The following is a 24,995-nucleotide window of genomic DNA, read 5'->3' on the forward strand; positions in this document are numbered from 1 at the left end:
CCACACGCCTGCTCCAACAGGGGCCACCGCTCGGAGAGTTCCGCCCAGGTCACTTGGCACCGCCCTTCACCAGCAGGGGCTCCTCGGCGGAAGCGCCCAGCACGTCTATCTGCAGGCCCTGTTCGCGCAGGAAGCCGATCGGCACGACGTTGTCCTCGTAGCGGCCGGGCAGTTCGATGCGCATCCGGCCGACCTGGAGACCGCCGACGGTGTCGACGGCCGCGCCGAGGATCGAGATGTCGATGTTGTAGGTGCGCGAAAGCTGGGAGATGACCGGCTGGGTGGCGGCCTCGCCGTGGAAAGTGACGTCGACGACGGTGCGGCCGTCGCCCTCGGCCTCGCCGCTCACCGGGAAGAGCGCGGCGGCGAGTTCGGAGCCGGGGGTGGCGAGCAGTTCGCTGACCGTGCCGGACTCGACGACGCGGCCCTGTTCCATGAGCGCGGCGGAGTCGCAGATCGACTTGACGACGTCCATCTCGTGGGTGATGAGCAGGACGGTCAGGCCCAGCTGGCGGTTGAGGTCGCGCAGCAGCTGGAGGATGGAGCGGGTGGTCTCCGGGTCGAGGGCGCTGGTGGCCTCGTCGGAGAGCAGCACCTTGGGGTCGCCGGCGAGGGCGCGGGCGATGCCGACGCGCTGCTTCTGGCCGCCGGAGAGCTGGGCTGGGTAGGCCTTCGCCTTGTCGGCGAGGCCGACGAGGTCGAGCAGCTCCAGCGCCTTGCGGGAACGTTCCTTCCCGGTGGTGCCGAGGATCTCCAGGGGCAGCTCGACGTTGTCCTGCACGGTCCGCGAGGACAGCAGGTTGAAGTGCTGGAAGACCATGCCGATACGGCTGCGGGCGCGGCGCAGCTCACGGCCGGCGCGCGGGCCGCGGCCGGCGAGGGCGGTGAGGTCCTGGCCGTCCACGGTGACCGTGCCGGAGGTGGGGCGTTCCAGGAGGTTGATGCAGCGGATCAGCGAGGACTTGCCGGCGCCGGACTGGCCGATGACGCCGTACACCTCGCCTTCGCGGACGTGCAGGTCGACGCCGTCGAGGGCGGTGACCTCCCGGCCGCGTGCGCGGTAGACCTTGGTGAGGCCCGTGGTGGTGATCACGTGGGTTTCCGTCACTGTCGAGTGCGCGGGCGTGGGTGTGCCCGGGCACGGATGCGTTCGTTCAAGGACGCGACACGGTTCTCGCTGTGACGCTGGATCGGGGAGAACATGTGCGCGGGGCGGCTGTGCGTCACGTACGGCTCATCGGCTCACTGCGTACGCACGTGCCACCGCGTCTCGCTTCGGGGCGCGAGCTCAGGGTGGTGCGGGGGCCCTCTAGAAGGCGCACATTCGACACATACAACGAGCACCGGGCGTCATGGTCGCCTCGGTCGCAGGGGTGCGGTCGCTCGTCGTGGTCATGCGATCAGTAAACCAGACGTACGGTCCTGACAGGCCTCGGCTGTCCGCATGCTGGACAGCCGTGGACAGCCCTCGGGTGGGCCCCGGGGTGTTCGCGCCCGCTCCGCTCCCCCGCCGTTGACCAGCGTTAACGGTCCGGTCCGGCTGCGAGCGCCCCTCAGGGGGCCGGAGCCGGCGGCACGGAGGTGGTGACCAAGGCCACGGATCGATCCGGCCCGCGCACCCTCGCCTCAGGCCCCCGCCGGGCCTCGCCCAAGGCCGCCGCGGGGCCTCGCGGGACCGGACGCGAGAGGCCCGTCAAGGGCGTAATAGGGTCACTGCATGCTTGATGCCCTGACGCTGGCGACCGGTGTCGCCGCGCTGCTGCTCGCCGCGTGGTGCGGCTGGGCGGCCTACCGCGACCAGCCCACCAAGGACTGGCACTTCATCGGGATGGCCGTGGTCTCGGTGCTGGCCCTGGCCCAGCTGGTGATCGGGATCGTGCAGCTGGCACGGGGCGAGAAGCCGGCCCAGGGCACGACGATCTTCGTGGCGTATCTGCTGGGGGCGCTGGCGTGCCTGCCGGCGGCGGGGTTCATGTCGCTGGCCGAGCGGACACGGTGGGGATCGGTGACGGTCGCGGCCGCGGCGGTCGTCCTCGCCGTTCTCGAGGTGCGGCTCTACGACATCTGGGGAGGCTGACATGACGGCCGCGCAGGAGAGGCCGCGACGCCTGATCGGCGGGCCGGGCCTGGTGCTGGTGTGGTTCTACGGCGTGATGGTGGTCGGGGCGGTGTCGCGCTCGGCGTACCAGATCGCCACGGAGTTCGACCGGGCGCCGCTCGCCTACACGCTGTCGGCGGTCGCGGGCGTGGTGTACGGGTTCATCACGTACTCGCTGGTGCGGGGAGGCGAGACGGCGCGCAGGGCGGCACAGGTGTGCTGCGCCGCCGAACTCGCGGGCGTGCTGACCGTCGGCACCTGGACGCTGATCGAGCCGTCCGCCTTCCCGGACGCGACCGTGTGGTCGGACTACGGGATGGGCTATGTGTTCATCCCCGTGCTGCTGCCGCTGACCGCGCTGTACTGGCTGCGCCGGTCCCGCACGGTCACGCCGTAGCCGCGTACGCTCCCGCCGCCTTCTCCAGGACGATCATCGGGACGCCGTCCGCGCCCTGGGAGGTGCCCACGGTCTCGTAGCCGACCCGGCGGTAGAGGCGGAGGTGGCCCTCGCTGCGGTGGCCGGTGTGGAGGCGGAACCTCTTGGCGCCGCGCTCCTCGGCGAGGGCGGCCTCGGCCGCGCGGAGCAGCCGCGCGCCGATGCCGTGACCCTGGAGGCGGGGGTGGACGCAGAGCTTGCCGATGGCGGCGGCGCCGTCCTCGGTGATGGAGCCCCGGACCGAGCCGACGACCTCGTCGCCCAGCCGCGCCACGAAGACGCAGTCGGTGGCCAGTTCCTCGCGCACCGAGTCGAGGGACTGGACGAGCGGGGCGATGCGGTAGTTGCCGTACAGCGCCGCCTCCCCCTGGAAGCACAGGTACTGCAGCCTGAAGATCTGTTCGGCATCCTGCTCGGTAGCCACCGAGATGGTCACGCTCATGCCCATGTGCGCACGCCTCCCGCTCACCTGATCGCCTGTGGTCCTTCACTCCTATCCCCGCACTTCGCGAGCCGCAACCACCGGCGCCAGGAGACGTCGAAGACATCACGGACATCTGGAACGTTACGGTCCGAGACTTCCCTGTGAGATACCCAACTCCCCCGCGATCTTCCGGTACGTGAGCGCTGGTCGCATCAGCGGCCGACGTGGTCCTCGCGGGCCAGCACGCCGGTGTCGGGCTGGTCGGTGAACACGCCGTCGATACCGGTCGCGAAGTAGGTGCGGTAGGCGCCGAAGACGTCTCCGTAGCCGTCCGGGTCGGCGCCCTTGCGGAAGTCCGCGGGCAGGAAGGGGTTCTCGTTGCGCATCGTGTACGGGTGCAGGATCAGGCCGACGGCGTGGGCGTCCCGCACCAGGGTGGTGGGGGTGGTGAGGCGGCCGGCCGCGTCCTTGGGGATGACGAGGTCGAGGGTGGGCCCGATGCCCTGGGCGTAGCCGGCGATCTCGCGGAGTCCCTTGCGGGTGACCAGGTCGGCGACGGTGCGCGGGTCGCCGGTCGCGACGAAGTCCCAGGGCCGGGTGGAAGCGCCGGAGAGAAGCACCACCAGGGGGTTGTCGACCAGCTTGTTCATGCGCTGGATGCTGGTCGGCTCGAAGGACTGGATGACGACCGGGGCGTTCTTGCCGTCCTTGCCGTGCCGGCGCAGCAGCGCGGCGACCCGCTCCTCCATGTTCAGGCCGAGGGCCCGGAAGTAGGTGGGGTGCTTGATCTCGGGGTAGATCCAGACCTGCCTGCCGCGCTCACGGGTCTGCCGGTCCTGCCACTTCAGGACTTCCTCGAAGGTGGGGATCTGCCAGCGCCCGTTGTACAGGGTGTTGTGCGGACGGTTGGCCGGGACGCGCTCGACGGCCCGCAGGGTCTTCAGCTCGGCGAGGGTGAAGTCCTCGGTGAACCAGCCGGTGGTGGGGACGCCGTCGAGGGTCTTGGTCGTCTTGCGGGCGGCGAACTCGGGATGGTCGGCGACGTCGGTCGTGCCGCCGATCTCCGGCTCGTGACGGCAGACGAGGTGACCGTCCTTGGTGGGGACGAGGTCGCCGGCCTCGACGATGTCGGCACCGAGGTCGAGGGCGAGTTCGTACGAGCCGAAGGTGTGCTCGGGGCGGTAGCCGCTGGCACCGCGGTGACCGATGATCGTGGGCACGGGGAGGCTCTTGAGCCCCTTGCCGCGGTTGCCGCTGCCACCAGTGCCTTCGCTGCCGTACCCGGCGTCGGCGGCTCCCGCCGTGCCGCTCAGTCCGAGGGTCGCCCCACCGGCGCCCAAGGCGGCCGCCGCGCCGAGGAACGCACGCCGCGCGGTGCCGCCCGACCGCCGCTCCGGCTCACGCTCGTCCTGCGCCCGCTGCGACTCGTGCCCGCCCATGTGGGTCCTCCTGCCGTCGGTTCGTCCGGTGCGCGCCGATCGTAGGGGCGCGGACGTGACCGGTGGGAGACCCTGGTGCGAACGGGTGGGTGACGCCTGATGGCGCATATTCGACGGAACATGACGCTGCGTCGGATTCGGTGTCACGGACCCGGGTAGCCGGGCGGTACCGTCCGTGTGACGGGCCGGTGACGGGCCGCGACTGTTGGGCCGGTGGAGGTAAACCTGCGTCAACAGTGCGTAAGGCGTCGGTGAACCCGGTGTGCAGGACCGGGGCAGCCGCGAGTATCGTCCTCACCTGCACATACACATACCGTTCCCCTTGACATCGGAGGGTTCGTTGTCCCGCTTCGCGCTCATCAAGGCAGTGCTCGGACCGATCATGCGCCTGATGTTCCGCCCCCGGGTGGAAGGCGTGGAGCACATCCCGGGGGAGGGTCCGGTGATCCTGGCCGGGAATCACCTCACCTTCATCGACTCGATGATCCTCCCGCTGGTGTGCGACCGGCAGGTCTTCTTCATCGGCAAGGACGAGTACGTCACCGGCAAGGGCGTCAAGGGCCGGCTGATGGCCTGGTTCTTCACCGGCGTCGGCATGATCCCCGTGGACCGCGACGGCGGCAAGGGCGGGGTCGCGGCGCTGATGACCGGGCGGCGGATCCTGGAGGAGGGCCGGGTCTTCGGCATCTACCCCGAGGGCACGCGCTCGCCCGACGGGCGGCTGTACCGGGGGCGTACGGGCATCGCCCGGCTCACCCTGATGACCGGCGCGCCGGTGGTGCCGTTCGCGATGATCGGCACCGACAAGATCCAGCCGGGCGGCTCGGGGATGCCCCGCCCCAGCCGGGTCACCGTCCGCTTCGGCGAGGCGCTGGAGTTCTCCCGCTACGAGGGGATGGACCGGGACCGCTATGTGCTGCGGGCGGTGACGGACTCCGTGATGGCCGAGGTGATGCGGCTGTCGGGGCAGGAGTATGTGGACATGTACGCAACCAAGGCCAAAGCGGCGTAGGCCTCCGGCGGTTGTGCGGGGTGACTTGTGGGCGGGCGGTGAGTGGTGCGGCTTGTCGGCCTCGCCGCAGACCGTCGCTGCCGTGGAGCCGTCGTACGCGCGGGTGCGTTGTGGCTGGTCGCGCAGTTCCCCGCGCCCCTTTGGTTGGGTCGCTGACCCGGCGATTCCAAGTCGGCGACGACTCCTAGCTGGTCGCGCCCGCGCGGCGGAGCCGCACATCGATACAGCCCCGCGCCCCTTTGGTTGGGGCGCTGACCCGGTGATTCCAAGGCGGCGACGACTCGCCCCTTTGGTTGCGTTGCTTACCCGGTGTTTCCGAGGCGTTGTTCCTTCAGCAGTAGCCATGCCGTTGCCGCTGTGGCCAGAAGGACGGCCGCGCCCACGGCGGAGGCGACGCTCAGGCCGTCGACGAACGCGTCTCTCGCTGAGTTCAGCATTGTTTGCGCCTGTGCCGTCGGCATGGTGCTTGTTGCTTGCATCGCGCCGCCCAGGGATTCGTGGGCGCTCTCGGGTGTGCCCGGCGGGGCGGGGAAGTCCCGGTAGACGCCGGTCACGATCGAGCCGAGGACCGCGATGCCCAGGGCCGCGCCCAGTTCGTACGCCGTCTCCGAGACGGCCGACGCCGCTCCCGCCTGTTCCTTGGGGACGGAGGAGAGGATCACGTCGGAGGTGACGGTGAAGGAGAGGCCGGCGCCGACGCCGACCACGAGGAGGGCCGCTCCCAGCAGGGGGTAGCCGGTGGACCGGTCGACGACGGTCAGAGCGGCCAGGGCGAGGCCGATCGCCGCGAGGCCGCCGGAGACCACCGTCCGGACGGAGAAGCGGCGGGCCGCGCGTCCCGCGAGCAGGCCGGCCGCCACCGCGCCGACGGCGGCGGGCAGTTCGGCGAGCCCCGCTTCCAACGGCCTCCTGCCCTGGACGAGTTGCAGGAACTGGGAGAGGAAGAAGACCAGGCCGGACATGCCCAGGACGGTCAGCAGGTCGGCCAGGACCGCGCCGCTGAAGCCGCGGCTGCCGAACAGGCGCATGTCCAGCAGCGGGGCAGGCAGGGTGAGTTGGCGGCGTACGAAGCCGTACAGCGCGGCCGCGCCCAGCAGGCCGACGGCGAGCGTGGGCCAGGCCGGGCCGTGGGAGGCGGCCTCCTTGACGGCGTAGACGATGCCGATCATGCCGACGAGGGACAGGGCGACACTGGGCAGGTCCCAGGGGCCAGGGTTCGGGTTGCGGGACTCCGGCAGCGTCCTGACGCCGACCAGGACGAGGACCGCCATGACGGGCAGGTTGATCAGGAAGACCGAGCCCCACCAGAAGTGCTCGAGCAGGAAGCCGCCGGTGATCGGGCCGACCGCGGTGCCCGCGGAGGCCGTCGCGCCCCAGATGCCGATGGCGAGGCTGCGCTCGCGCGGGTCGTGGAAGATGTTGCGGATCAGGGCGAGCGTGGCCGGCATCAGGGTCGCGCCCGCGACGCCGAGCAGGGCACGGGCCGCGATCATCGCCTCGGGCGTCGTGGCGTAGGCGTTCAGGACGGATATCGCGCCGAAGGCGGTCGCGCCGCCGAGCAGGATCCGCTTGCGGCCGACGCGGTCGCCGAGGCTGCCCATGGAGACGAGCAGGCCGGCGATGACGAAGGAGTAGACGTCGCCGATCCACAGGAGCTGGGTGCCCGAGGGCGCGAGGTTCTCGCTGATGTAGGGGGTCGCGAGACCGAGGACGGTCGCGTCGACGGCCACCAGCAGCACGGCGAGCACGAGGACGGACAGCGCGAGCCAGCGGCCCGGGCGCTTCACCGCCTCGGGCGTGATCACCGGCTGCAGGGTGCTGGTCATGGTTCCTCTCTCCGTAGCGCGCCGCCGAGCAGCAGCTCGACGATCATGTGGTGGAAGTCCTTGGGGGCGACCTTGCCGCAGAGCACGACCCAGGCGCCCGAGGCGAGCAGCCCGAACAGGGCTTCGGTGAGCCATGCCGGGGTGAGGTCGATGCGGAACTCGCCGTCGTGCTGTCCGCGCCGGAAGAGCGCCGAGATGCGGGCGTCGATCCTGGCCCACCCCTCGTTCTGCTCCTCGCCCTCGTAGAGCTGGTTCTCGCTGTAGAGGAAGGCGAGCAGTCCGGCGGCCGGTTCGAGTTCGCGCACGAGTCGCCGTACGGCGTCGCCCGCCGGCCCGTCGTCGAGGCGGGCCGCGTCGAGGGCGGCCTCGCACTCGGCGATGCCCAGCGCCTCCAGCGCCCGTACGAGCGCGTCCCGCCCGGCGAAGTGCCGGTGCAGGGTGGCCCGGCTGATCCCGGCGGCCTTGGCGACCTCGTCCATGGTCGCGGTGGACTTGCGGGTCAGCAGCGCGGCGGCACTGCGCAGCACGTGGTCACGGTCGACAGCCATGAGACGACTATACCGCAAGTGAGACACCGATGTCTCATCCGGGGCTCGCAGGTATCAAGAGGAGGTGTGTTCGGGGGTTCGATGTCCCGCGCGGTCGCTCAGTGCCAGGGCAGCCGGGCGCGGTGTTCCCAGTACGTGTGGGGCTCCTCCGTGAGGGCGGCGAGGCGGGTGAGCTGGTCCTCGTCGAGGTCGACGGCGGCGGCGTGCAGGTTGGAGGCGAGCTGGGCGGTGGTCGCGGCGCCGGAGAGGACGACGCCGGCCCAGGGCTGCCGCAGGACCAGCGCGAGGGCGACCGCGTCGCAGCCGAGGGAGGTCTCCTCCGCCACCGCCTTGAGCGCGTCCGGCGCGTGCGGATCGGCGAGGCGGCCGTTCGCCATGCCCTCCTTGACGATCACCGTGAGCCCGGCGGCGTGCGCCTCGGCGAGCGCCGGGCCGGCCGAGGTCTCCAGGGCGTTGTACGTCGACTGGACGGTACGGAAGAGGGGCTCGCCGTCGACGGTCACGGCGAGGGCGGCACGGATCGCGTCCGCCTGGGCGGGGCCGCTGGTGGAGAAGCCGACGGTCACGCCCTGCGCGGCGGCCTCGGCGAGCCGCGCGTGGAGTTCCTTGTCGGCGAGGGCCGGGCTGTCCGGGGTCACCGAGTGGATCTGGTACAGGTCGAGCCGGTCGCCGAGCAGTTCGGCGGTCTCGGCGCGCTGACGCTCGTAGGTCGCGAGGCCGTGGTCCTTGACCTCGTGCTTCTCGGCGTCGGTGGTCCAGTCCGCGGTGTAGGTGTAGCCCCATTTGCTGCCCACGACCACGTCGTCAAGGCCGGGGTTCCGGTTCAGCCAGTCCGCGAGGAACTCCTCGCTGCGGCCGTAGGAGCGGGCCGCGTCGAAGTAGCGGACGCCCTGGGCGTAGGCCGCGTCGAGGAGTTCGTGGGTGCGGGCGCGGAGGGCTTCCACGCTGCGGTTGTCACCGAGGTCCTGGTCTCGGTCGAGGGTGATGTAGCCGGGGCGGCCGACTGCGGCCAGGCCGAAGCCGATGTGGCAGGTGGGGGTTGTCGCTGCGGCCAGGCGGGCGAAGGGCATCGCGGGCTCCGTGGGTCGGCTTTCGGCTCGTGACCAACGTAACCCGCGACGACCTCCGCTTCGCAGCTCGGTCGCCGCGCTGCCGCGAGCGCTACTTCTTCGCCGTCGCCCAGGCGTGCTGGGCGGCCACGTCCGCCTTGACCTCCGCCAGCTGGACCGCCACCGCGCTCGGGGCCGTGCCGCCCCGGCCGTTGCGGGAGGCCAGGGCGCCGGGGACGTTGAGGACCGTGCGGACCTCGGGGGTGAGGTGGGCGGAGATCTCGGCGAACTGGGCGTCCGTCAGCTCGTCCAGCTCCTTGCCCTCGGCCTCGGCGACCTTCACGCACTCACCGGCGACCTCGTGCGCGACGCGGAACGGCACGCCCTGCTTGACCAGCCACTCGGCGATGTCGGTGGCGAGCGAGAAGCCGGCCGGGGCCAGCTCCTCCATGCGCTCGCGGTGCACGGTGAGGGTGGCGATCATGCCGGTGAAGGCGGGCAGCAGGACCTCCAGCTGGTCGCAGGAGTCGAAGACGGGCTCCTTGTCCTCCTGGAGGTCGCGGTTGTAGGCGAGGGGCAGCGCCTTGAGCGTGGCCAGCAGACCGGTGAGGTTGCCGATCAGACGGCCGCTCTTGCCGCGCGCCAGCTCCGCGATGTCCGGGTTCTTCTTCTGCGGCATGATCGACGAGCCCGTGGAGAACGCGTCGTGCAGGGTCACGAAGGAGAACTCCTTCGTGTTCCAGATGATGATCTCCTCGGCGATCCGGGAGAGGTTCACGCCGATCATCGCGGTGATGAAGGCGAACTCGGCGACGAAGTCACGGGACGCCGTGCCGTCGATGGAGTTGCCGGCGCTGCCGTGCTCGAAGCCGAGGTCCTGGGCGACCGCCTCGGGGTCGAGGCCAAGGGAGGAGCCGGCGAGCGCGCCGGAGCCGTACGGCGAGACGGCCGTGCGCGTGTCCCACTGGCGCAGCCGCTCGGCGTCCCGGGACAGGGACTGCACATGGGCGAGGACATGGTGGGCGAAGAGCACCGGCTGGGCGTGCTGAAGGTGGGTGCGGCCGGGCATCGCCACGTCCGGGTGGGCTTCGGCGAGGCCGATCAGCGCGTCCTGGAGCTCGGCGATCAGGCCGCCGACGATGCGGGCGTGGTCGCGCAGGTACATGCGGAAGAGGGTGGCGACCTGGTCGTTGCGGGAGCGGCCGGCGCGCAGCTTGCCGCCGAGGTCGGGACCGAGGCGCTCCAGGAGGCCGCGTTCGAGGGCGGTGTGGACGTCCTCGTCGGCGATGGTGCCGACGAAGTCGCCGGACGCCACGTCCGCCTCCAGCCGGTCCAGGCCCGCGAGCATGCCGGTCAGCTCGTCGTCGGTGAGCAGGCCCGCCTTGTGGAGCACGCGCGCGTGGGCGCGGGAGCCGGCGATGTCGTAGGGCGCCAGCCGCCAGTCGAAGTGGACGGACGCGGACAGCTTGGCCAGGGCCTCGGCGGGACCGTCGGCGAAACGGCCGCCCCAGAGCCGAACGTCACCGCTGTTGCTGCTCACTTGCTGTGCTCCTTGGGAGTTCCGGTTCCGGATGTGCCGCCGCCTCCCCACGACGTGAGTGAGGAGGCGGCCGTCAGGCTGGTGCGTGCGAGGCAGGCGGAAGGGTTACGCGAGATCCCGCTTGGCGGCGATCTTCGAGGACAGGCTGTAGATGTCGATGAAGCCCTTGGCCGCGGCCTGGTCGAAGGTGTCGCCGGTGTCGTAGGTGGCGAGGTTGAAGTCGTACAGGGACGACTCGGAGCGCCGGCCGGTGACGACCGCGCGGCCGCCGTGCAGGGTCATCCGGATGTCGCCGGAGACATGCTGGTTGGCCTCGTCGATGAAGCCCTCCAGGGCGCGCTTGAGCGGGGAGAACCACTGGCCGTCGTAGACCAGTTCGCCCCAGCGCTGCTCCACCTGCCGCTTGTAGCGGGCGAGTTCACGCTCGACGGTGACGTTCTCCAGCTCCTGGTGCGCGGTGATCAGGGCGATCGCGCCGGGAGCCTCGTACACCTCGCGGGACTTGATGCCGACGAGGCGGTCCTCGACCATGTCGATCCGGCCGATGCCCTGGGCGCCGGCGCGCTCGTTGAGCTGCTGGATGGCCTGCAGGACGGTGACGGGCTTGCCGTCGATGGCGACCGGGACGCCCTCCTTGAAGGAGATGACCACCTCGTCGGCCTCGCGCGGGGTGGCCGGGTTCTGCGTGTACTCGTAGATGTCCTCGATCGGGGCGTTCCAGATGTCCTCGAGGAAACCGGTTTCGACGGCGCGGCCGAAGACGTTCTGGTCGATGGAGTACGGGGACTTCTTGGTGGTCGCGATCGGGAGGTTCTTCGCCTCGCAGAAGGCGATGGCCTTGTCCCGGGTCATGGCGTAGTCGCGGACCGGGGCGATGCACTTGAGGTCGGGGGCGAGGGCGACGATGCCGGCCTCGAAGCGGACCTGGTCGTTGCCCTTGCCGGTGCAGCCGTGGGCGACGGTGGTGGCGCCGTGCTTGTGCGCGGCGGCGACGAGGTGCTTGACGATCGTCGGCCGGGAGAGCGCGGAGACCAGCGGGTAGCGGTCCATGTAGAGGGCGTTGGCCTTGATCGCCGGGAGGCAGTACTCGTCGGCGAACTCGTCGCGGGCGTCGGCGACTTCGGCCTCGACGGCGCCGCAGGCGAGGGCGCGCTTGCGGATGACGTCCAGGTCCTCGCCGCCCTGGCCGACGTCGACCGCAACGGCGATGACCTCGGCGCCCGTCTCCTCGGCGATCCAGCCGATGGCGACGGAGGTGTCCAGACCGCCTGAGTAGGCGAGTACGACGCGCTCGGTCACGGGTTTCTCCTCACACTGCATTCGCTGACATGCATGAGTATGCAGGAGGCCGCATGATTCGTCAATCCGGTCCGCTGCCGGACGGGGTTCTGAGAATTTCTTGAAGCCGCTTTGAACATCGGCAACCGCTTACCCGTACTTCCGACCGAACGCCGGCGCCGCGTTGCACCACCACTCCTGACCCTCGTGAACCCAAGTGAGGCATCCGCATGTCCAGGGCACTTCCGAAGTACAACAAGCGTCGCGTTGCGGTCATCGGCGGCGCCGCCGCGCTGGCGCTGACCGGCGCCGTGGTCGTGAACTCCGCCCTCGCCGGGGAGTCGTCCAAGAACGGCACCGCGAACGCCAACACGCTCGCTTCCGTCGGCACGATCTCCTGCCCGGACGTGGCCTCGCAGCTGCCCGCGATCCCCGCCTCCGCCAAGGCCGAGGTCGACCGCAACCTGGCACTGCTCAACACCCAGATCGCCGAGGCCAACAAGCGCCTCGTCGACACCGTCGGCCAGGGCGGCCCCAACTTCGTCAACAACGCCATCCTCGGCCCGCTCAAGGACAAGCGCGTCTCGACGGTCAACCGCATCGCCACCGCGATCGGCCGCACCGCCGCCAAGCCCCAGGGCCTCGAAGCCCTCGCGCCCTGCGCGCTGAACGGGGGCGGCGTGAACGCCGGCGGCGCGGCGGGCAACGCCGGGAACCAGGGCAACATGGGGAACAAGGGCAACGCCGGCAACAACGGGAACGGCAACGCCGGCAACAACGGGAACGGCAACGGCAACGCCGGGAACAACGGCAACGCGGGCAACGCCGGTGCCGCCGGCACGATCTCCTGCCCGGACGTGGCCTCGCAGCTGCCCGCGATCCCCGCCTCCGCGAAGGCCGAGGTCGACCGCAACCTGGCGCTGCTCAACACCCAGATCGCCGAGGCCAACAAGCGCCTCGTCGACACCGTCGGCCAGGGCGGCCCCAACTTCGTCAACAACGCCATCCTCGGCCCGCTCAAGGACAAGCGCGTCTCGACGGTCAACCGCATCGCCACCGCAATCGGCCGCACCGCCGCCAAGCCCCAGGGCCTGGAAGCCCTCGCGGCCTGCACGCTCAACAAGTGACCTGACCTGACGGAAGCCGCCCCCCGCCGAGACGTCGGCCAGGGGCGGCTTCCGCCATGTGAAACTCCCGGCATCGCGCGTGGCGTTGCCGGACAGTCATGGGTCATGGGAAAGACCTATGAGCGCATAGACGGCAGGCTGCGTACGTTCATCGAGGAGCAGCCCCTCTTCTTCACCGCGACCGCCCCCCTGTCCGCCGACGGCACCGTCAACCTCTCCCCCAAGGGCCTCAAGGGCTCGTTCGCCGTGCTCGACGAACTCACCGTGGCCTACCTCGACTTCGCGGGGTCCACCGCGGAGACGGTCGCGCATCTGCGGGAGAACGGCCGGATCACCCTGATGTGGTGCGCGTTCCAGGGGCCGCCGAACATCGTGCGCGTGCACGGCCGCGGCGAGCCGGTCTTCCGTGACGACGCCCGCTTCGGCGAACTCCTCGCCCGTTTCCCGGACATCGACGCCACCCGGCACGGCCTGCGCGCGATCGTCGTCGTGCACGCCGAGGTCGTCCGCGACAGCTGCGGATACGCGGTGCCGTACATGACGTACGAAGAGGACCGCGACCTCCACGGCAGACGGTTCGCCCGCGAGGACGACGCCTCGCTCAGCGCGTACTTCGAGAAGAAGCCGCACATCGCCACGAGCCTGGACGACCTCCCCGGACTCCCCCTCCCGCTGCCTCCGTCGCCCCCGTCACCACCGTCGTGGACGGGCGGATGAACACAGCGTGCTCGCGGTCCGTATCTGTGGGCCAAGGGTCAGTACCCACGGAGGAACCGTGACCACGACGATCGCCGGCGGCCGTGCCGCCCGCCGCCAGACGATGCGCCGCATCCGTCCGCGCCGCTCCCCGGCCGTCCCGCTGTTGATCGCCGTATGGGCGGGCGCCGCGGGTGTGCTGTGGCTGTGGTGGAACAACACCCCGTCCATCGCGGACACCAACGGAAAGATCCTCCAGGCGGGCCGGATCACCGGCCTGCTGGCGGGGTACCTCATGGCGCTCGTCGTCCTCCAGATGGCACGCGTGCCGGCTCTGGAGCGGCGGGTCGGCTCGGACCGGGTCGCCCGCTGGCACGCGATGAGCGGCCGCTACACGCTCAGCCTCACCTTCGCGCACGTCTTCCTCATCATGTGGGGGTACGCGCTCCAGGCGGGCAAGACGCTCGGCGACATCGTGCAGCAGACGGTCGACTCGGTGAACCAGCTGCCCGACATGGGCAAGGCCGCCATCGGCACGGGCCTGCTGCTGGTGATCGGGGTCGTCTCGATCGGCCCCGTGCGCCGCAAGATGCCGTACGACACCTGGTACCACATCCATCTGCTGACGTACGCCGCCGTGTTCCTGACGTTCTGGCACCAGATCACCACCGGCAACGACTTCGCCGTCGAGCCGACCGCGAAGACCGTCTGGTACGCGCTGTACGGCTCGGTCAGCGCGCTCGTCGTCTGGTACCGCATCCTCACCCCGCTCCGGCTGAACCTGCGCCACCGCATGTACGTCGAGGCGGTCATCGAGGAGACGCCCGGCATCGTGTCGGTGCTGATCGGCGGCAACAAGCTGCACCGGATGGGCGCGGAGGCCGGTCAGTTCTTCCGCTGGCGGTTCATGGCGCCCGGGATGCGCTTCAGCTCCCACCCGTACTCCCTGTCGGCCCCGCCCCGCCCGGACCTGCTGCGGATCACGGTCAAGGCGATCGGCGACCACAGCGAGGCGCTGCGCGAGCTGACGCCCGGCACCAAGGTGTGGGCCGAAGGCCCCTACGGCGCCATGACGGCGTCCCGCCGCAGCCGCGGCAAGGTGCTGCTGGTGGCCGGCGGCGTCGGCATCACGCCGATGCGGGCGCTGTTCGAGACGCTGCCCGGCGGCGCCGGTGACATCACGCTGCTCTACCGGGCCAACAGCACGCAGGACCTGGCCCTGTGGGACGAGCTCTCGAAGATCGCCGACGAGCGCGGGGCGCGGCTGATGTACGCGGTGAACAGCCCCGACGGGGAGCGCCCCGACATCTCGGCCGAGTCCCTGCAGCGCAAGCTGCCGGACATCGAGGAGCACGACGTCTTCATGTGCGGGCCGAACGGCTTCGCCCAGGGCGTGTACGAGGCACTGCGCGGCGCCGGGGTCCCCGCCCGCCGCATCCACCACGAGTCGTTCGAGATGTGAGCGACGCCAATCCACGGATCCACGGGAAACTACGGGAATCGGGAATCGGGAACCAGGAGCGATGAAGAAAAGCCACCCCATGCGGCGCATTGTGCTCGCCAGCGCCGCCACCGTGTCCGGGATCGTTCTGCTGCTGTCGCTGAAGCCGGACTCCGACCCGGCGGGCGCCGCGGCGAGCGCGGTGCCCCCGCAGTCGTCGGTCCAGGGCGGCGCGCAGGCCGCCGGCACCGGCTCGTTCACCGGTGACGTGCAGCAGACGCAGTACGGGCCGGTGCAGGTCCGGCTGACCGTCGCGGGCGGGAAGATCACCGTCGCGGAGGCCGTTCAGCAGCCGAAGGGCGGGCAGAGCGACCAGATCAACGGCAACGCGATGCCCAAGCTCAACCAGGCCGTCGTCGCCGCGCAGAGCGCGCAGATCGACGCGGTGTCCGGGGCCACCTTCACCAGCCAGGGCTACAAGAAGTCGCTGCAGTCCGCGATCGACAAGATGAAGGCGAGCGCGGGGTCCGCGCAGGGGTCGGGCGCCGGCGCGGCGCAGGTCTCGGGCACCTTCACCGGTGACGCGGAGGAGACGCAGTACGGGGTGGTGCAGGTCCGTATCACCGTCCAGAACAACAAGATCACCAAGTCGGAGGCCGTGCAGGCGCCCAAGGGCGGGCGGAGCGACCAGATCACCGCCGACGCGGTCCCGAAGCTGGGCCAGGCCGTCGTCGCCGCGCAGAGCCCCAACGTGGACATGGTATCCGGGGCGACGTACACGAGCACCGGCTACAAGAAGTCCCTCCAGTCGGCGATCGACAAGGCGAACGCGAGCGCGAGCCAGCAGGGGTCGGGGTCGCAGGGGTCGGGGTCCCAGGGGTCCGGGTCCCAGGGTTCGGGGTCCGCTCCCGGCTCCGCTCAGGGCTCGGGTTCGCAGGGGGCCGGCAGCGCTCAGGCGTCCGGCACCTTCACGGGCTCCGTGGTGCAGACGCAGTACGGTCCCGTGCAGGTCCGGGTCACCGTCGCGGGCGGCAAGATCACCAAGGCCGAGGCCGTCCAGCAGCCCAAGGGCGGGATGAGCGACCAGATCAACGGCGACGCGGTGCCCAAGCTCAACCAGGCGGCGGTCGCGTCCGGCGACGGCGACATCGACGCCGTGTCCGGCGCCACCTACACCAGCGGCGGCTACAAGAAGTCCCTGCAGTCCGCCCTCGACCAGGCCGGCGGCTGAGCCGGTGACCGAGTCGGGACAGGCTCCCGCCGTGGTGCGTCACGCGGAGGAGGTCATGGGGACCGTCTTCTCCTTCGACGTCCGCGGCGGGGACCCCGCGGCGGTGCGGGCGGCGCTGGACGAGGCCGTCGCCGGGCTGCACCGGGTGAACGAGGTGTTCAGCACCTACCGCGAGGACAGCCAGGTCTCCCGGATGACGCGCGGGGAGCTGAGCGTCGAGGAGTGCGATCCCGAGGTCGCCGAGGTGCTGGAGCTGGGCGCCGAGGCGGAGCGGGTGAGCGACGGCTGGTTCAGCATGCGCTACGAGGGCCGGCTCGACCCGACCGGGATCGTGAAGGGGTGGGCCGCCGAGCGGGCGGCCCGGCTGATCGCCGGGGCCGGGGTTTCCGGGGTGAGCGTGAACGGCGGCGGGGACGTCCAGTTGCTGGGCATGCCCGGGCCGGAGCGGCCGTGGCGGGTGGGCGTGTCCGATCCGCTGCGGCCCGGCGGGCTGGCGGCGGTGGTCTCGGCGGCGGGAGCGGACGAGCTGGCGGTGGCCACGTCCGGTACGGCGGAGCGGGGGGCGCACATCGTCGACCCGCGTACGGGGCGGTCCGCGGTGACGGATCTCGTCGCCGTGACGGTGGTCGCGCCGCGGCTGACGTGGGCGGACTGCTGGGCGACGGCGGCGTTCGCGATGGGGTCGCGGGAGGGGCTGGCGTGGCTGGAGTCACTGCCGGACGTGGAGGCGCTGCTGATCACCGCGGGCGACGAGGTCCGCTGCACAGGGGGCTTGGCCTCCCGACTGGGCTGAGTGCCCCCACCCGGGCGGGGTCGCCCAACCGGGCCGGGTGCCCAACCGGGCCGGGTGCCCAACCGGGCCGGGTGCCCAACCGGGCCGGGTGCCCAACCGGGCCGGGTGCCCAGCCGGGCGGAGTTGTTGCTCGGGCCGGGGTGCTACTCCCCCGCGCTGCGGGGTGCCGCTGCGCCCGCCCGTGCCGCCCCAGCGGCACAACCGCCCGCAGCTGGGGCGACTGTGCCAGCACCGCCAGCTGCCCCAACCCCAGGGGCGCGGGCCCCCCGCAGCCACGGGCGGACTATGCCAGCACCGCCGGCCGGTCCCACCTCAGGGGCGCGGGGAACTGCGCGACCAGCCACCACGCACCCGCACCAGACCACGCAGCCCCCCGCAGCCAGGGGCGGACTATGCCAGCGCCGCCGGCCGGTCCCACCTCAGGGGCGCGGGGAACTGCGCGACCAGCCACCACGCACCCGCACCACACCACCGCCCGCAGCTGGGGACGGGAGTTGCCAGCACCGCCGGCCGGTCCCACCCCGGGGGCGCGGGGAACTGCGCGACCAGCCGCCGCGCACCCGCAGTCGACGACACGCCCCGCGCCGCGCGCCTCACTGGCCGTTCTGGGCCAGCCTCAGGAGGTGGTCGGCCAAGGCCTGCCCTCCCGTCGGGTCCCGGCTGATCAGGAGCAGCGTGTCGTCGCCGGCGATCGTGCCGAGGATGTCGTGCAGTTCCGCCTGGTCGATCGCCGAGGCCAGGAACTGGGCCGCGCCGGGCGGGGTGCGCAGGACGACGAGATTCGCGGACGCCTCCGCGGAGATCAGCAGCTCCTGCGAGAGCCGCCGCATCCGCTCCTCCTTCGCCGACCCCCCGAGCGGAGCCCGCGGCGTGCGGAAACCGCCCTCGCTGGGCACCGCGTAGATGAGGTCGCCGTCGGTGTTGCGGATCTTCACCGCGTTCAGCTCGTCGAGGTCCCGGGAGAGCGTCGCCTGGGTGACGCTCAGCCCGTCGTCGGCGAGGAGCTTCGCCAACTGGCTCTGGGACCGCACCGGTTGCCGGTTGAGAATGTCCACGATCCGGCGGTGACGGGCGGTGCGGGTCTGCGGTACGGCAGGCCCGTTCGCCCCCGGCTGCTCGTGGTCCTGCGCCTGGCTCATCGTCGTCTCATTCCCCGGATCGTCCGTCCCCGCCCACTGCCTGGAGGATGCCGGGAAGGGCCCCGAGGAAGGCGTCCACCGCGTCGTCGCCGAGGTTCAGCGGCGGCATCAGCCGGACGACGTCGGGGGCGGGCGCGTTCACGAGGATTCCGGCCTCCTGAGCCGCCTGCTGCACCTGGGGCGCGAGTGGCTCGGTGAGCACGATACCCAGGAGCAGGCCCGCGCCCCGGACATAATCGATCAACGGGTGTCCGAGTGCGTCGATTCCGTCCCGCAGCCGCTCGCCCTGGCGCTTGACGTTCTCCAGGAGCCCGTCGTTCTCGATGGTGTCGAGGACGGCGATCCCGGCGGCGCAGGCGACGGGGTTGCCGCCGAAGGTGGTGCCGTGCTGGCCGGGCCGGAGCAGTTCGGCGGCGCGCCCGAAGGCGACGGTAGCGCCGAGCGGCAGCCCGCCGCCGAGCCCCTTGGCCAGCGTCACGACGTCCGGCAGGACGCCCTCGTGGGCCTGGTACTCGAACCAGTTCCCGGTGCGGCCGACACCGGTCTGCACCTCGTCCAGGACGAGCAGGGAGCCGGTGGCGGCGGTGATCGCGCGGGCCGCCTTGAGATACCCGGCGGGCGGGACGACGACCCCGTTCTCGCCCTGGACCGGCTCGATGATGACGAGGGCCGTCTCCTCGGTGACGGCCGCCGCCAGCGCCTGCGCGTCGCCGTACGGGACGTGGGTGACGTCTGCGGGCAGCGGAAGGAACGGCTCCTGCTTCGACGGCTGGCCGGTGAGCGCGAGGGCGCCCATGGTGCGGCCGTGGAAGCCGCCGTCGGTGGCGACCATGTGGGTGCGCCCGGTCAGCCGGCCGATCTTGAAGGCGCCCTCGTTGGCCTCGGCCCCGGAGTTGCAGAAGAAGACCTTGCCGTCGCGGCCGAAGTGCCGCAGGAGCCGCTCGGCGAGCGTGACGGGCGGCTCGGCGATGAAGAGGTTGGAGACGTGCCCGAGCAACGCGATCTGCGTGCTGACGGCCTCGACGACCGCCGGGTGGGCGTGGCCGAGGGCGTTGACGGCGATGCCGCCGACGAAGTCGAGGTACTCCTTGCCGTCGGCGTCCCACAGCCGGGCGCCCTCGCCGCGCACGAGCGGGATCCTCGGGGTGCCGTAGTTGTTCATGAGCGCGCCCTGCCACCGCGCGGCCAGTTCCTGGTTGCTCATGCCTGCTCCCCCTCTTGTCCGTCGGGCACGACCATCGTGCCGATGCCTTCGTCCGTGAAGATCTCCAGCAGGATGGAGTGCTGGACCCGTCCGTCGATGACCCGGGCGGTGGTGACGCCGCCGCGTACGGCGTGCAGACAGCCCTCCATCTTGGGGACCATGCCGGCGGACAGGTCCGGCAGCAGCTTCTCCAGCTGGGAGGCGGTGAGGCGGCTGATCACCTCGTCGGAGTTCGGCCAGTCCTCGTAGAGGCCCTCGACGTCCGTGAGGACCATGAGGGTCTCGGCCCCCAGTGCCGCAGCGAGTGCCGCAGCCGCCGTATCAGCATTGACGTTGTAGACATGCCCGTCGTCCTCGGAGCGGGCGATCGACGAGACGACCGGGATGCGGCCGTCGGCGAGCAGGGCCTCGATCGCGCCCGTGTCGATCGAGGTGATCTCGCCCACCCGCCCGATGTCGACCAACTCGCCGTCGATCTCGGGCCGGTGCTTGGTGGCGGTGATGGTGTGGGCGTCCTCGCCCGTGAGGCCGACGGCGAGCGGCCCGTGCTCGTTGAGCAGCCCGACCAGCTCGCGCTGCACCTGCCCGGCGAGCACCATCCGTACGACGTCCATGGCGTCCTCGGTGGTGACGCGCAGGCCGGCCTTGAACTCGCTGACGATGCCGTGCTGGTCGAGGGCGGCGCTGATCTGCGGTCCGCCGCCGTGCACGACGACGGGCCTGAGGCCGGCGTGGTGCAGGAAGACGACGTCCTGGGCGAAGGCGGCCTTCAGTTCCTCGTCGACCATGGCGTTGCCGCCGAACTTGATGACGACGGTCTTGCCGTTGTGGCGGACCAGCCACGGCAGCGCCTCGATGAGGATCTGGGCCTTGGGGAGGGCGGTGTGCTTCCGCGTGGGATGGCTCATGACGAATAGGCGCTGTTCTCGTGGACGTAGTCGGCGGTGAGGTCGTTGGTCCAGATGGTGGCGGTCTCCGTGCCGGCGGCGAGGTCGGCGACGATGTGCACCTCGCGGTAGCGCATGTCGACGTGTCCGCGGTCCTCGCCGACGCCGCCGTTCCTGCACACCCAGACGCCGTTGATGGCGACGTTGAGCCGGTCCGGCTCGAAGGCGGCGGACGTCGTGCCGATCGCGGACAGGACGCGGCCCCAGTTGGGGTCCTCGCCGTGGATGGCGCACTTGAGGAGGTTGTTGCGGGCGATGGAGCGGCCCACCTCGACGGCGTCGTCCTCGGTCGCGGCGTTGACCACCTCGACCTTGATGTCCTTGCTGGCGCCCTCGGCGTCGCGGATGAGCTGCTGCCCGAGGTCGTCGCAGACGGCGCGGACGGCCTCCGCGAACTCCTCGTAGCCGGGGGTGACCTCGGCGGCGCCGGAGGCGAGCAGCAGCACGGTGTCGTTGGTGGACATGCAGCCGTCGGAGTCGACGCGGTCGAAGGTGACCTTCGTGGCCGCGCGGAGCGCCTTGTCCAGGGTCGCGCTGTCGAGGTCGGCGTCGGTGGTGAGGACGACGAGCATGGTGGCGAGGCCGGGGGCGAGCATGCCCGCGCCCTTGGCCATGCCGCCGACGGTCCAGCCGTCGCGGCTGACGACGGACGTCTTGTGGACGGTGTCGGTGGTCTTGATGGCGATGGCGGCCTTCTCGCCGCCGTGTTCGCTCAGCGCCCGGGCCGCGGTCTCGACTCCCGGAAGCAGCTTGTCCATGGGGAGCAGGACGCCGATGAGGCCGGTGGAGCACACCGCCACCTCGCCGGCGCCGACGCCGAGCACGTCCGCGGTCTTCTCGGCGGTCGCGTGCGTGTCCTGGAAGCCCTTCGGCCCCGTGCAGGCGTTGGCGCCGCCGGAGTTGAGGACGACGGCGCTCAACTCGCCGCTCTTGAGGACCTGCTCGGACCACAGCACCGGCGCGGCCTTGACGCGGTTGGAGGTGAAGACGCCCGCGGCGGCGCGGCGCGGCCCGGTGTTGACCACGAGGGCCAGGTCCGGGTTGCCGTTCTCCTTGATCCCGGCGGCGACGCCCGCCGCCGTGAATCCCTTGGCTGCCGTGACGCTCAAGGTGCGACTCCGATCGTGGAAAGTCCCGTGTCCTCGGGGAACCCGAGGGCGATGTTCATGCTCTGGACGGCACCGCCCGCGGTGCCCTTGGTGAGGTTGTCGATGGCGCTGACGACGATGATGCGCCCCGCGGCCTCGTCGTACGCGACCTGCACCTGAACGGCGTTGGAACCGTGGACGGACGCCGTCGCGGGCCACTGCCCCTCGGGCAGCAGGTGTACGAAGGGTTCGTCGGCGAAGGCCTTGTCGTAGGCGGCGCGCAGCGACTCGCCGGTGACGCCGGCGACGGCCTTCGCGCTGCACGTGGCGAGGATGCCGCGGGGCATCGGCGCGAGGGTCGGGGTGAAGGAGACGGAGACCCGCTCCCCCGCCGCCGCGCTCAGGTTCTGGATCATCTCGGGGGTGTGCCGGTGGCCGCCGCCGACGCCGTAGGGCGTCATGGAGCCCATGACCTCGCTGCCCAGGAGGTGCGGCTTGGGCGTCTTGCCCGCGCCGGAGGTGCCGGAGGCGGCGACGATCACTGCCTCGGCCTCGGCGAGTCCGGCGGCGTACGCCGGGAAGAGGGCGAGGGAGACGGCGGTGGGGTAGCAGCCGGGGACCGCGATGCGCTTGGACCCCTCCAGCGCGGCGCGGCCCCCCGGCAGTTCGGGGAGGCCGTAGGGCCAGGTCCCGGCGTGCGGGGAGCCGTAGAACCTCTCCCAGTCGGCCGGGTCCCTCAGCCGGAAGTCGGCGCCCATGTCGACGACGAGGACGTCCGGGCCGAGCTGTTCGGCGACGGCGGCGGACTGGCCGTGCGGGAGGGCGAGGAAGACGACGTCGTGGCCGGCGAGGTTCTCGGCGGTGGTCTGCGCCAGGACCCGGCCGGCCAGCGGGAGCAGGTGCGGCTGGAGCGCGCCCAGCTTCTGTCCCGCGTTGGAGTTGCCGGTCAGGGCGCCGATCTCGACCTCGGGGTGCGCGAGGAGCAGACGCAGGACCTCACCGCCCGCGTATCCGCTCGCTCCGGCCACTGCCGCACGTACCGTCATGGAATCCTCCTCCAGCAATGGCATGACTATACGTTTCGCTGCACGTTTATGCAATCTTGTTCGCACGGACATACGTGCCGCCCCCGGCCGGGGGCCGGGGGCGGGCTGGTGGGGCGGGCAGCTGGAGGGGGTGGCGTCCTACTTCTGCCTGATCCGCAGGAAGGTGATCGAGTTCGCCGGGAAGGTGTAGGTGAACCTGTCGGCGACTCCGGTGAACGTGGAGGTCACCGGGGCGACCGGGGTCTGAGTCTCGCTGTTGACCGCGTCCGGCGCGGCGGTCAGCGTGGTCACGCGGGCGGAGGAGCGGACCCGGGCGCCGCCGAGGTCGACGGTCGTGCGGGCGTCGGCGGCCTGGGCGTTGACGACCTTGAGGATCAGGTCGCCGGTCTCCTCGTCCTCGGTGACGACCTGGCGGAACGGTTCGGCCGGGGTGTCGTCGGTGAAGCGGCCCCACTCCTGGCCGTCGAGGTAGAGGGTGACCTGGCGGCCGCGCACCTTGACGTCGATGTCGTAGGCGCGGCCCGTCTGAACGCTGCCGGCCTTGGAGACCAGCGTGGACTTCCCGCCGTCCACGGCCTGCTCGACGGCGCTCTGGGTGTTGTTCCAGCCGCCCAGGTTCCACCAGTAGTAGTTGCCGGTGTCCTTGACGCCGAAGGCGACGAGGAAGCCCTCCTTGCCGGACTTCTTGGTGGCCTTCACGTGCAGGTCGTAGTCGTGCCAGTTCGGGTCGCCGGCCGAGACCATGGTGTTCTCGGCGGCCGCGTCGCTCTGCACGTACTGGCCGTCCCGCACCGACCAGCTGCCGCCGCCGGTGTGCGTCCAGCGGGAGGCGTCACCGGAGAAGTCGTCGGCGAGGAGGGTGGCGCCGTCGGCGCCCGTGACCTTCACGTCGTCGTACGCCGCCGAGGTCGCCCAGGTCGACAGGCCGACGGCGCCGCTGATCGGGCCCTGGACCGAGGGGGTGCCGGTGGCCGCCGAGGGGACGACACGGTCGCCCACGTTGTTCATGAACAGTTTCTGGACCTCGTAGTTGGCCGAGTTCCAGGAGGCGTGGTTGTTGAACCACACCAGGTCCGGGCGCCACTGCACATAGTCCTCGTTGGCGAACAGCGGTGCGTAGGAGGCGAGTTCGACGACGTCGGCGTTGCGTTCCAGGCCGGTCATGAAGGCGGCTTCCGCGAGGCCGTTCCTGAAGGCGTTGCCCTGGGAGGCGTATTCGCCGAGGAAGACCTTCGGGCCGTTGCGGTCGTAGGAGTCGTAGCGGGCGTTGTTCTGCAGGAACCACCGCGCGCTGTTGTAGTAATGCTCGTCGACCATGCCGACCTTGGCGTCGCGGTTGAGCTGCCAGGCCTTGTCGAAGGTCGCGCCGGCGTCGTCCGGGCCGGAGTTGGAGACGACGGTGACGCCCGGGTACCTCGCCTCGATCGCGGCGCGGAACCGCTGGAAGCGGGCGAAGAACTCGACGGGGAGGTTCTCCTCGTTGCCGACCTCGATGTGGGTGAGGTGGAAGGGCTCGGGGTGTCCCATCCACGCGCGTTTCGCGCCCCAGGTCGAGTTCGCGGGGCCGTTGGCGAACTCGATGAGGTCCAGGGTGTCCTGGATGTGCCGCGCGAGCAGCGCCTCGTCGTCGACGGCCTTGTTCTGGCCGCAGCCGGTCACCAGGGCCGGCACGACGGGCAGGGGCATCGCGCCCACGTCCTCGGCGAAGCGGAAGTACTCGTAGTAGCCGAGGCCGTAACTCTGGTTGTAGCCCCAGACGTTGGAGTTGACCGCGCGTTCCTCGACCGGGCCGATGGTGTCCTTCCACTGGTAGGAGCGGGCGCGCTGCCAGCCGGAGGCCTCGCTGTAGTCCTGCATGGAGCCGGTGTTGACCAGGCAGCCGCCGGGGAAGCGCACGAAGCCGGGCTTCAGGTCGGCGATCTTCTCGGCGAGGTCCTTGCGCAGCCCGTTGGGCTGGTGCTTGTAGGTGTCGTGCGGGAACAGCGACACCATGTCGAGGGCGGCCGCGGCGGTGGAGGCGACGGTGAGGCGGCCGGTGCTGCTGGTGCGGGCGGCCTGGAACTTCGTCCTGTACTGCGCCCAGCCGCCGGGGCGCACGGCGACGCGGCGGGCGGTGGCGAGGGCGCCGTCGGCATCCTGGAGCGACACCGTCAGGCTCGTGCCCTGCTCGGCGCGGACCCACACCGAGAAGTCGTACCTCTCGCCCTGCTCGATGCGGACGCCGGTGTTGTAGCCGGCGTTGGTGACGGACGAACCGGCGCTCAGGGAAAGGTAGTTGCGGTTGCGCTCGTTGAGGCGGCCGGCGTCGTTCACGACCTCGGCGGCGCCGTCGACCGTCCAGGAGGTGAGCGGTGTGTAGGAGCGGTTGTCGACGGCGGAGTACTCGAAGGACCGGTTCTGCACCAGCTCGGCGTACAGGCCGCCGTCGGCGGCGCGGTTGATGTCCTCGAAGAAGACGCCGTACATCGTGTCGTCGATCGTCGCGCCCCGGCGGGCCGGATCGACGGTGATGGTGTAGTCGGCGACCGCCTCGGCGTGCGCCGGGACGGGCAGGAGGGCGGTCGCCGTCAGCAGGGCGGTGGCGGTGAGACCGGTTCTCCAGCGGGCGGTCGTGGTGCTGGGTGACATGGATA

The 24,995-nt window shown here is 71.1% G+C and carries 22 protein-coding genes; 8 read left to right on the forward strand and 14 right to left on the reverse strand.

Translation table 11 applies throughout. From position 1 onward, the window contains the following. Positions 1-49: 49 nt before the first annotated feature. Positions 50-1,093: an ATP-binding cassette domain-containing protein gene (locus ACFYXA_RS33990; RefSeq protein WP_352250719.1), complete on the reverse strand. Its 1,044-nt coding sequence runs from the start codon at positions 1,091-1,093 to the stop codon at positions 50-52. A gap of 624 nt (positions 1,094-1,717) precedes the next feature. Here ACFYXA_RS33990 and ACFYXA_RS33995 point away from each other — a divergent pair. Together ACFYXA_RS33995 and ACFYXA_RS34000 are read left to right on the forward strand one after the other, a co-directional pair. Further along, positions 1,718-2,077 (forward strand): hypothetical protein, encoded by a 360-nt coding sequence (locus tag ACFYXA_RS33995; protein WP_352250717.1) that lies wholly within the window; start codon positions 1,718-1,720, stop codon positions 2,075-2,077. 1 nt (position 2,078) lies between these two features. After that, a complete protein-coding gene (locus tag ACFYXA_RS34000; RefSeq protein WP_130444392.1) occupies positions 2,079-2,495 on the forward strand; it encodes a hypothetical protein in 417 nt (138 codons plus the stop codon). On the opposite strand, the gene ACFYXA_RS34005 is transcribed toward ACFYXA_RS34000, so the two are convergent. After that, on the reverse strand, positions 2,485-2,982 hold the full coding sequence (locus ACFYXA_RS34005; protein ID WP_352250714.1) for a GNAT family N-acetyltransferase: 498 nt from the start codon (positions 2,980-2,982) through the stop codon (positions 2,485-2,487). The two genes, ACFYXA_RS34000 and ACFYXA_RS34005, sit on opposite strands and share 11 nt — an antisense overlap. A 188-nt stretch (positions 2,983-3,170) precedes the next feature. Continuing rightward, positions 3,171-4,397: a glycerophosphodiester phosphodiesterase gene (locus tag ACFYXA_RS34010; RefSeq protein WP_389040265.1), complete on the reverse strand. Its 1,227-nt coding sequence runs from the start codon at positions 4,395-4,397 to the stop codon at positions 3,171-3,173. A gap of 340 nt (positions 4,398-4,737) precedes the next feature. Here ACFYXA_RS34010 and ACFYXA_RS34015 point away from each other — a divergent pair, with 340 nt between their 5' ends. Next, positions 4,738-5,409: a lysophospholipid acyltransferase family protein gene (locus ACFYXA_RS34015; protein ID WP_389040268.1), complete on the forward strand. Its 672-nt coding sequence runs from the start codon at positions 4,738-4,740 to the stop codon at positions 5,407-5,409. A 302-nt stretch (positions 5,410-5,711) separates the two neighbouring features. On the opposite strand, the gene ACFYXA_RS34020 is transcribed toward ACFYXA_RS34015, so the two are convergent. From ACFYXA_RS34020 to ACFYXA_RS34040, 5 genes are all read right to left on the reverse strand, one after another. Beyond that, on the reverse strand, positions 5,712-7,235 hold the full coding sequence (locus ACFYXA_RS34020; RefSeq protein ID WP_389040271.1) for an MFS transporter: 1,524 nt from the start codon (positions 7,233-7,235) through the stop codon (positions 5,712-5,714). Then, positions 7,232-7,783, reverse strand: coding sequence for a helix-turn-helix domain-containing protein (locus ACFYXA_RS34025; RefSeq protein WP_351098259.1), 552 nt, complete (start codon positions 7,781-7,783; stop codon positions 7,232-7,234). Before ACFYXA_RS34025 ends, ACFYXA_RS34020 begins: the two co-directional genes overlap by 4 nt. Before the next feature lie 98 nt (positions 7,784-7,881). Next, positions 7,882-8,853, reverse strand: a complete 972-nt coding sequence (locus ACFYXA_RS34030; protein ID WP_389040275.1) for an aldo/keto reductase — start codon at positions 8,851-8,853, stop codon at positions 7,882-7,884. A 91-nt stretch (positions 8,854-8,944) separates the two neighbouring features. After that, positions 8,945-10,372 (reverse strand): argininosuccinate lyase, encoded by a 1,428-nt coding sequence (argH, locus tag ACFYXA_RS34035; protein ID WP_389040278.1) that lies wholly within the window; start codon positions 10,370-10,372, stop codon positions 8,945-8,947. Between the two features lie 105 nt (positions 10,373-10,477). Next, a complete protein-coding gene (locus ACFYXA_RS34040; protein ID WP_352250700.1) occupies positions 10,478-11,671 on the reverse strand; it encodes an argininosuccinate synthase in 1,194 nt (397 codons plus the stop codon). A 209-nt stretch (positions 11,672-11,880) separates the two neighbouring features. Here ACFYXA_RS34040 and ACFYXA_RS34045 point away from each other — a divergent pair, with 209 nt between their 5' ends. The 5 genes from ACFYXA_RS34045 to ACFYXA_RS34065 all read left to right on the forward strand — a co-directional run bounded on the left by ACFYXA_RS34045 (position 11,881) and on the right by ACFYXA_RS34065 (position 16,938). After that, the gene (locus ACFYXA_RS34045; protein WP_389040281.1) at positions 11,881-12,777 is read left to right on the forward strand and encodes a hypothetical protein; all 897 of its coding nucleotides are present in this window, start codon (positions 11,881-11,883) and stop codon (positions 12,775-12,777) included. A gap of 105 nt (positions 12,778-12,882) precedes the next feature. Next, positions 12,883-13,494: a pyridoxamine 5'-phosphate oxidase family protein gene (locus ACFYXA_RS34050; protein WP_130444372.1), complete on the forward strand. Its 612-nt coding sequence runs from the start codon at positions 12,883-12,885 to the stop codon at positions 13,492-13,494. 58 nt (positions 13,495-13,552) lie between these two features. After that, positions 13,553-14,935, forward strand: a complete 1,383-nt coding sequence (locus tag ACFYXA_RS34055; RefSeq protein WP_389040285.1) for a ferric reductase-like transmembrane domain-containing protein — start codon at positions 13,553-13,555, stop codon at positions 14,933-14,935. 79 nt (positions 14,936-15,014) lie between these two features. Next, positions 15,015-16,145: an FMN-binding protein gene (locus tag ACFYXA_RS34060; protein WP_389040287.1), complete on the forward strand. Its 1,131-nt coding sequence runs from the start codon at positions 15,015-15,017 to the stop codon at positions 16,143-16,145. A 55-nt stretch (positions 16,146-16,200) separates the two neighbouring features. Further along, positions 16,201-16,938, forward strand: a complete 738-nt coding sequence (locus tag ACFYXA_RS34065) for an FAD:protein FMN transferase (RefSeq protein ID WP_130444660.1) — start codon at positions 16,201-16,203, stop codon at positions 16,936-16,938. A gap of 593 nt (positions 16,939-17,531) precedes the next feature. Here the strand turns inward: ACFYXA_RS34065 and ACFYXA_RS34070 are convergent. The 6 genes from ACFYXA_RS34070 to ACFYXA_RS34095 form a co-directional block, all read right to left on the reverse strand. After that, on the reverse strand, positions 17,532-18,077 hold the full coding sequence (locus ACFYXA_RS34070) for an arginine repressor (protein WP_130444368.1): 546 nt from the start codon (positions 18,075-18,077) through the stop codon (positions 17,532-17,534). A gap of 7 nt (positions 18,078-18,084) precedes the next feature. Next, a complete protein-coding gene (locus ACFYXA_RS34075; protein WP_389040290.1) occupies positions 18,085-19,281 on the reverse strand; it encodes an acetylornithine transaminase in 1,197 nt (398 codons plus the stop codon). After that, a complete protein-coding gene (gene argB / locus ACFYXA_RS34080; RefSeq protein ID WP_352250687.1) occupies positions 19,278-20,189 on the reverse strand; it encodes an acetylglutamate kinase in 912 nt (303 codons plus the stop codon). Before argB ends, ACFYXA_RS34075 begins: the two co-directional genes overlap by 4 nt. After that, on the reverse strand, positions 20,186-21,337 hold the full coding sequence (argJ, locus tag ACFYXA_RS34085; protein WP_389040295.1) for a bifunctional glutamate N-acetyltransferase/amino-acid acetyltransferase ArgJ: 1,152 nt from the start codon (positions 21,335-21,337) through the stop codon (positions 20,186-20,188). The genes argB and argJ overlap by 4 nt, the downstream gene beginning before the upstream one ends. Beyond that, positions 21,334-22,362 carry an N-acetyl-gamma-glutamyl-phosphate reductase gene (gene argC / locus ACFYXA_RS34090; RefSeq protein WP_389040298.1) on the reverse strand — a complete coding sequence of 343 codons (1,029 nt, stop codon included), beginning with the start codon at positions 22,360-22,362 and terminating at the stop codon, positions 21,334-21,336. Before argC ends, argJ begins: the two co-directional genes overlap by 4 nt. A 138-nt stretch (positions 22,363-22,500) precedes the next feature. Next, positions 22,501-24,990 carry an alpha-L-arabinofuranosidase C-terminal domain-containing protein gene (locus tag ACFYXA_RS34095; protein WP_389040301.1) on the reverse strand — a complete coding sequence of 830 codons (2,490 nt, stop codon included), beginning with the start codon at positions 24,988-24,990 and terminating at the stop codon, positions 22,501-22,503. Between the last annotated feature and the right edge of the window lie 5 nt (positions 24,991-24,995).

The organism is Streptomyces sp. NPDC002566 (assembly GCF_042889585.1).
GTDB lineage: Bacteria > Actinomycetota > Actinomycetes > Streptomycetales > Streptomycetaceae > Streptomyces.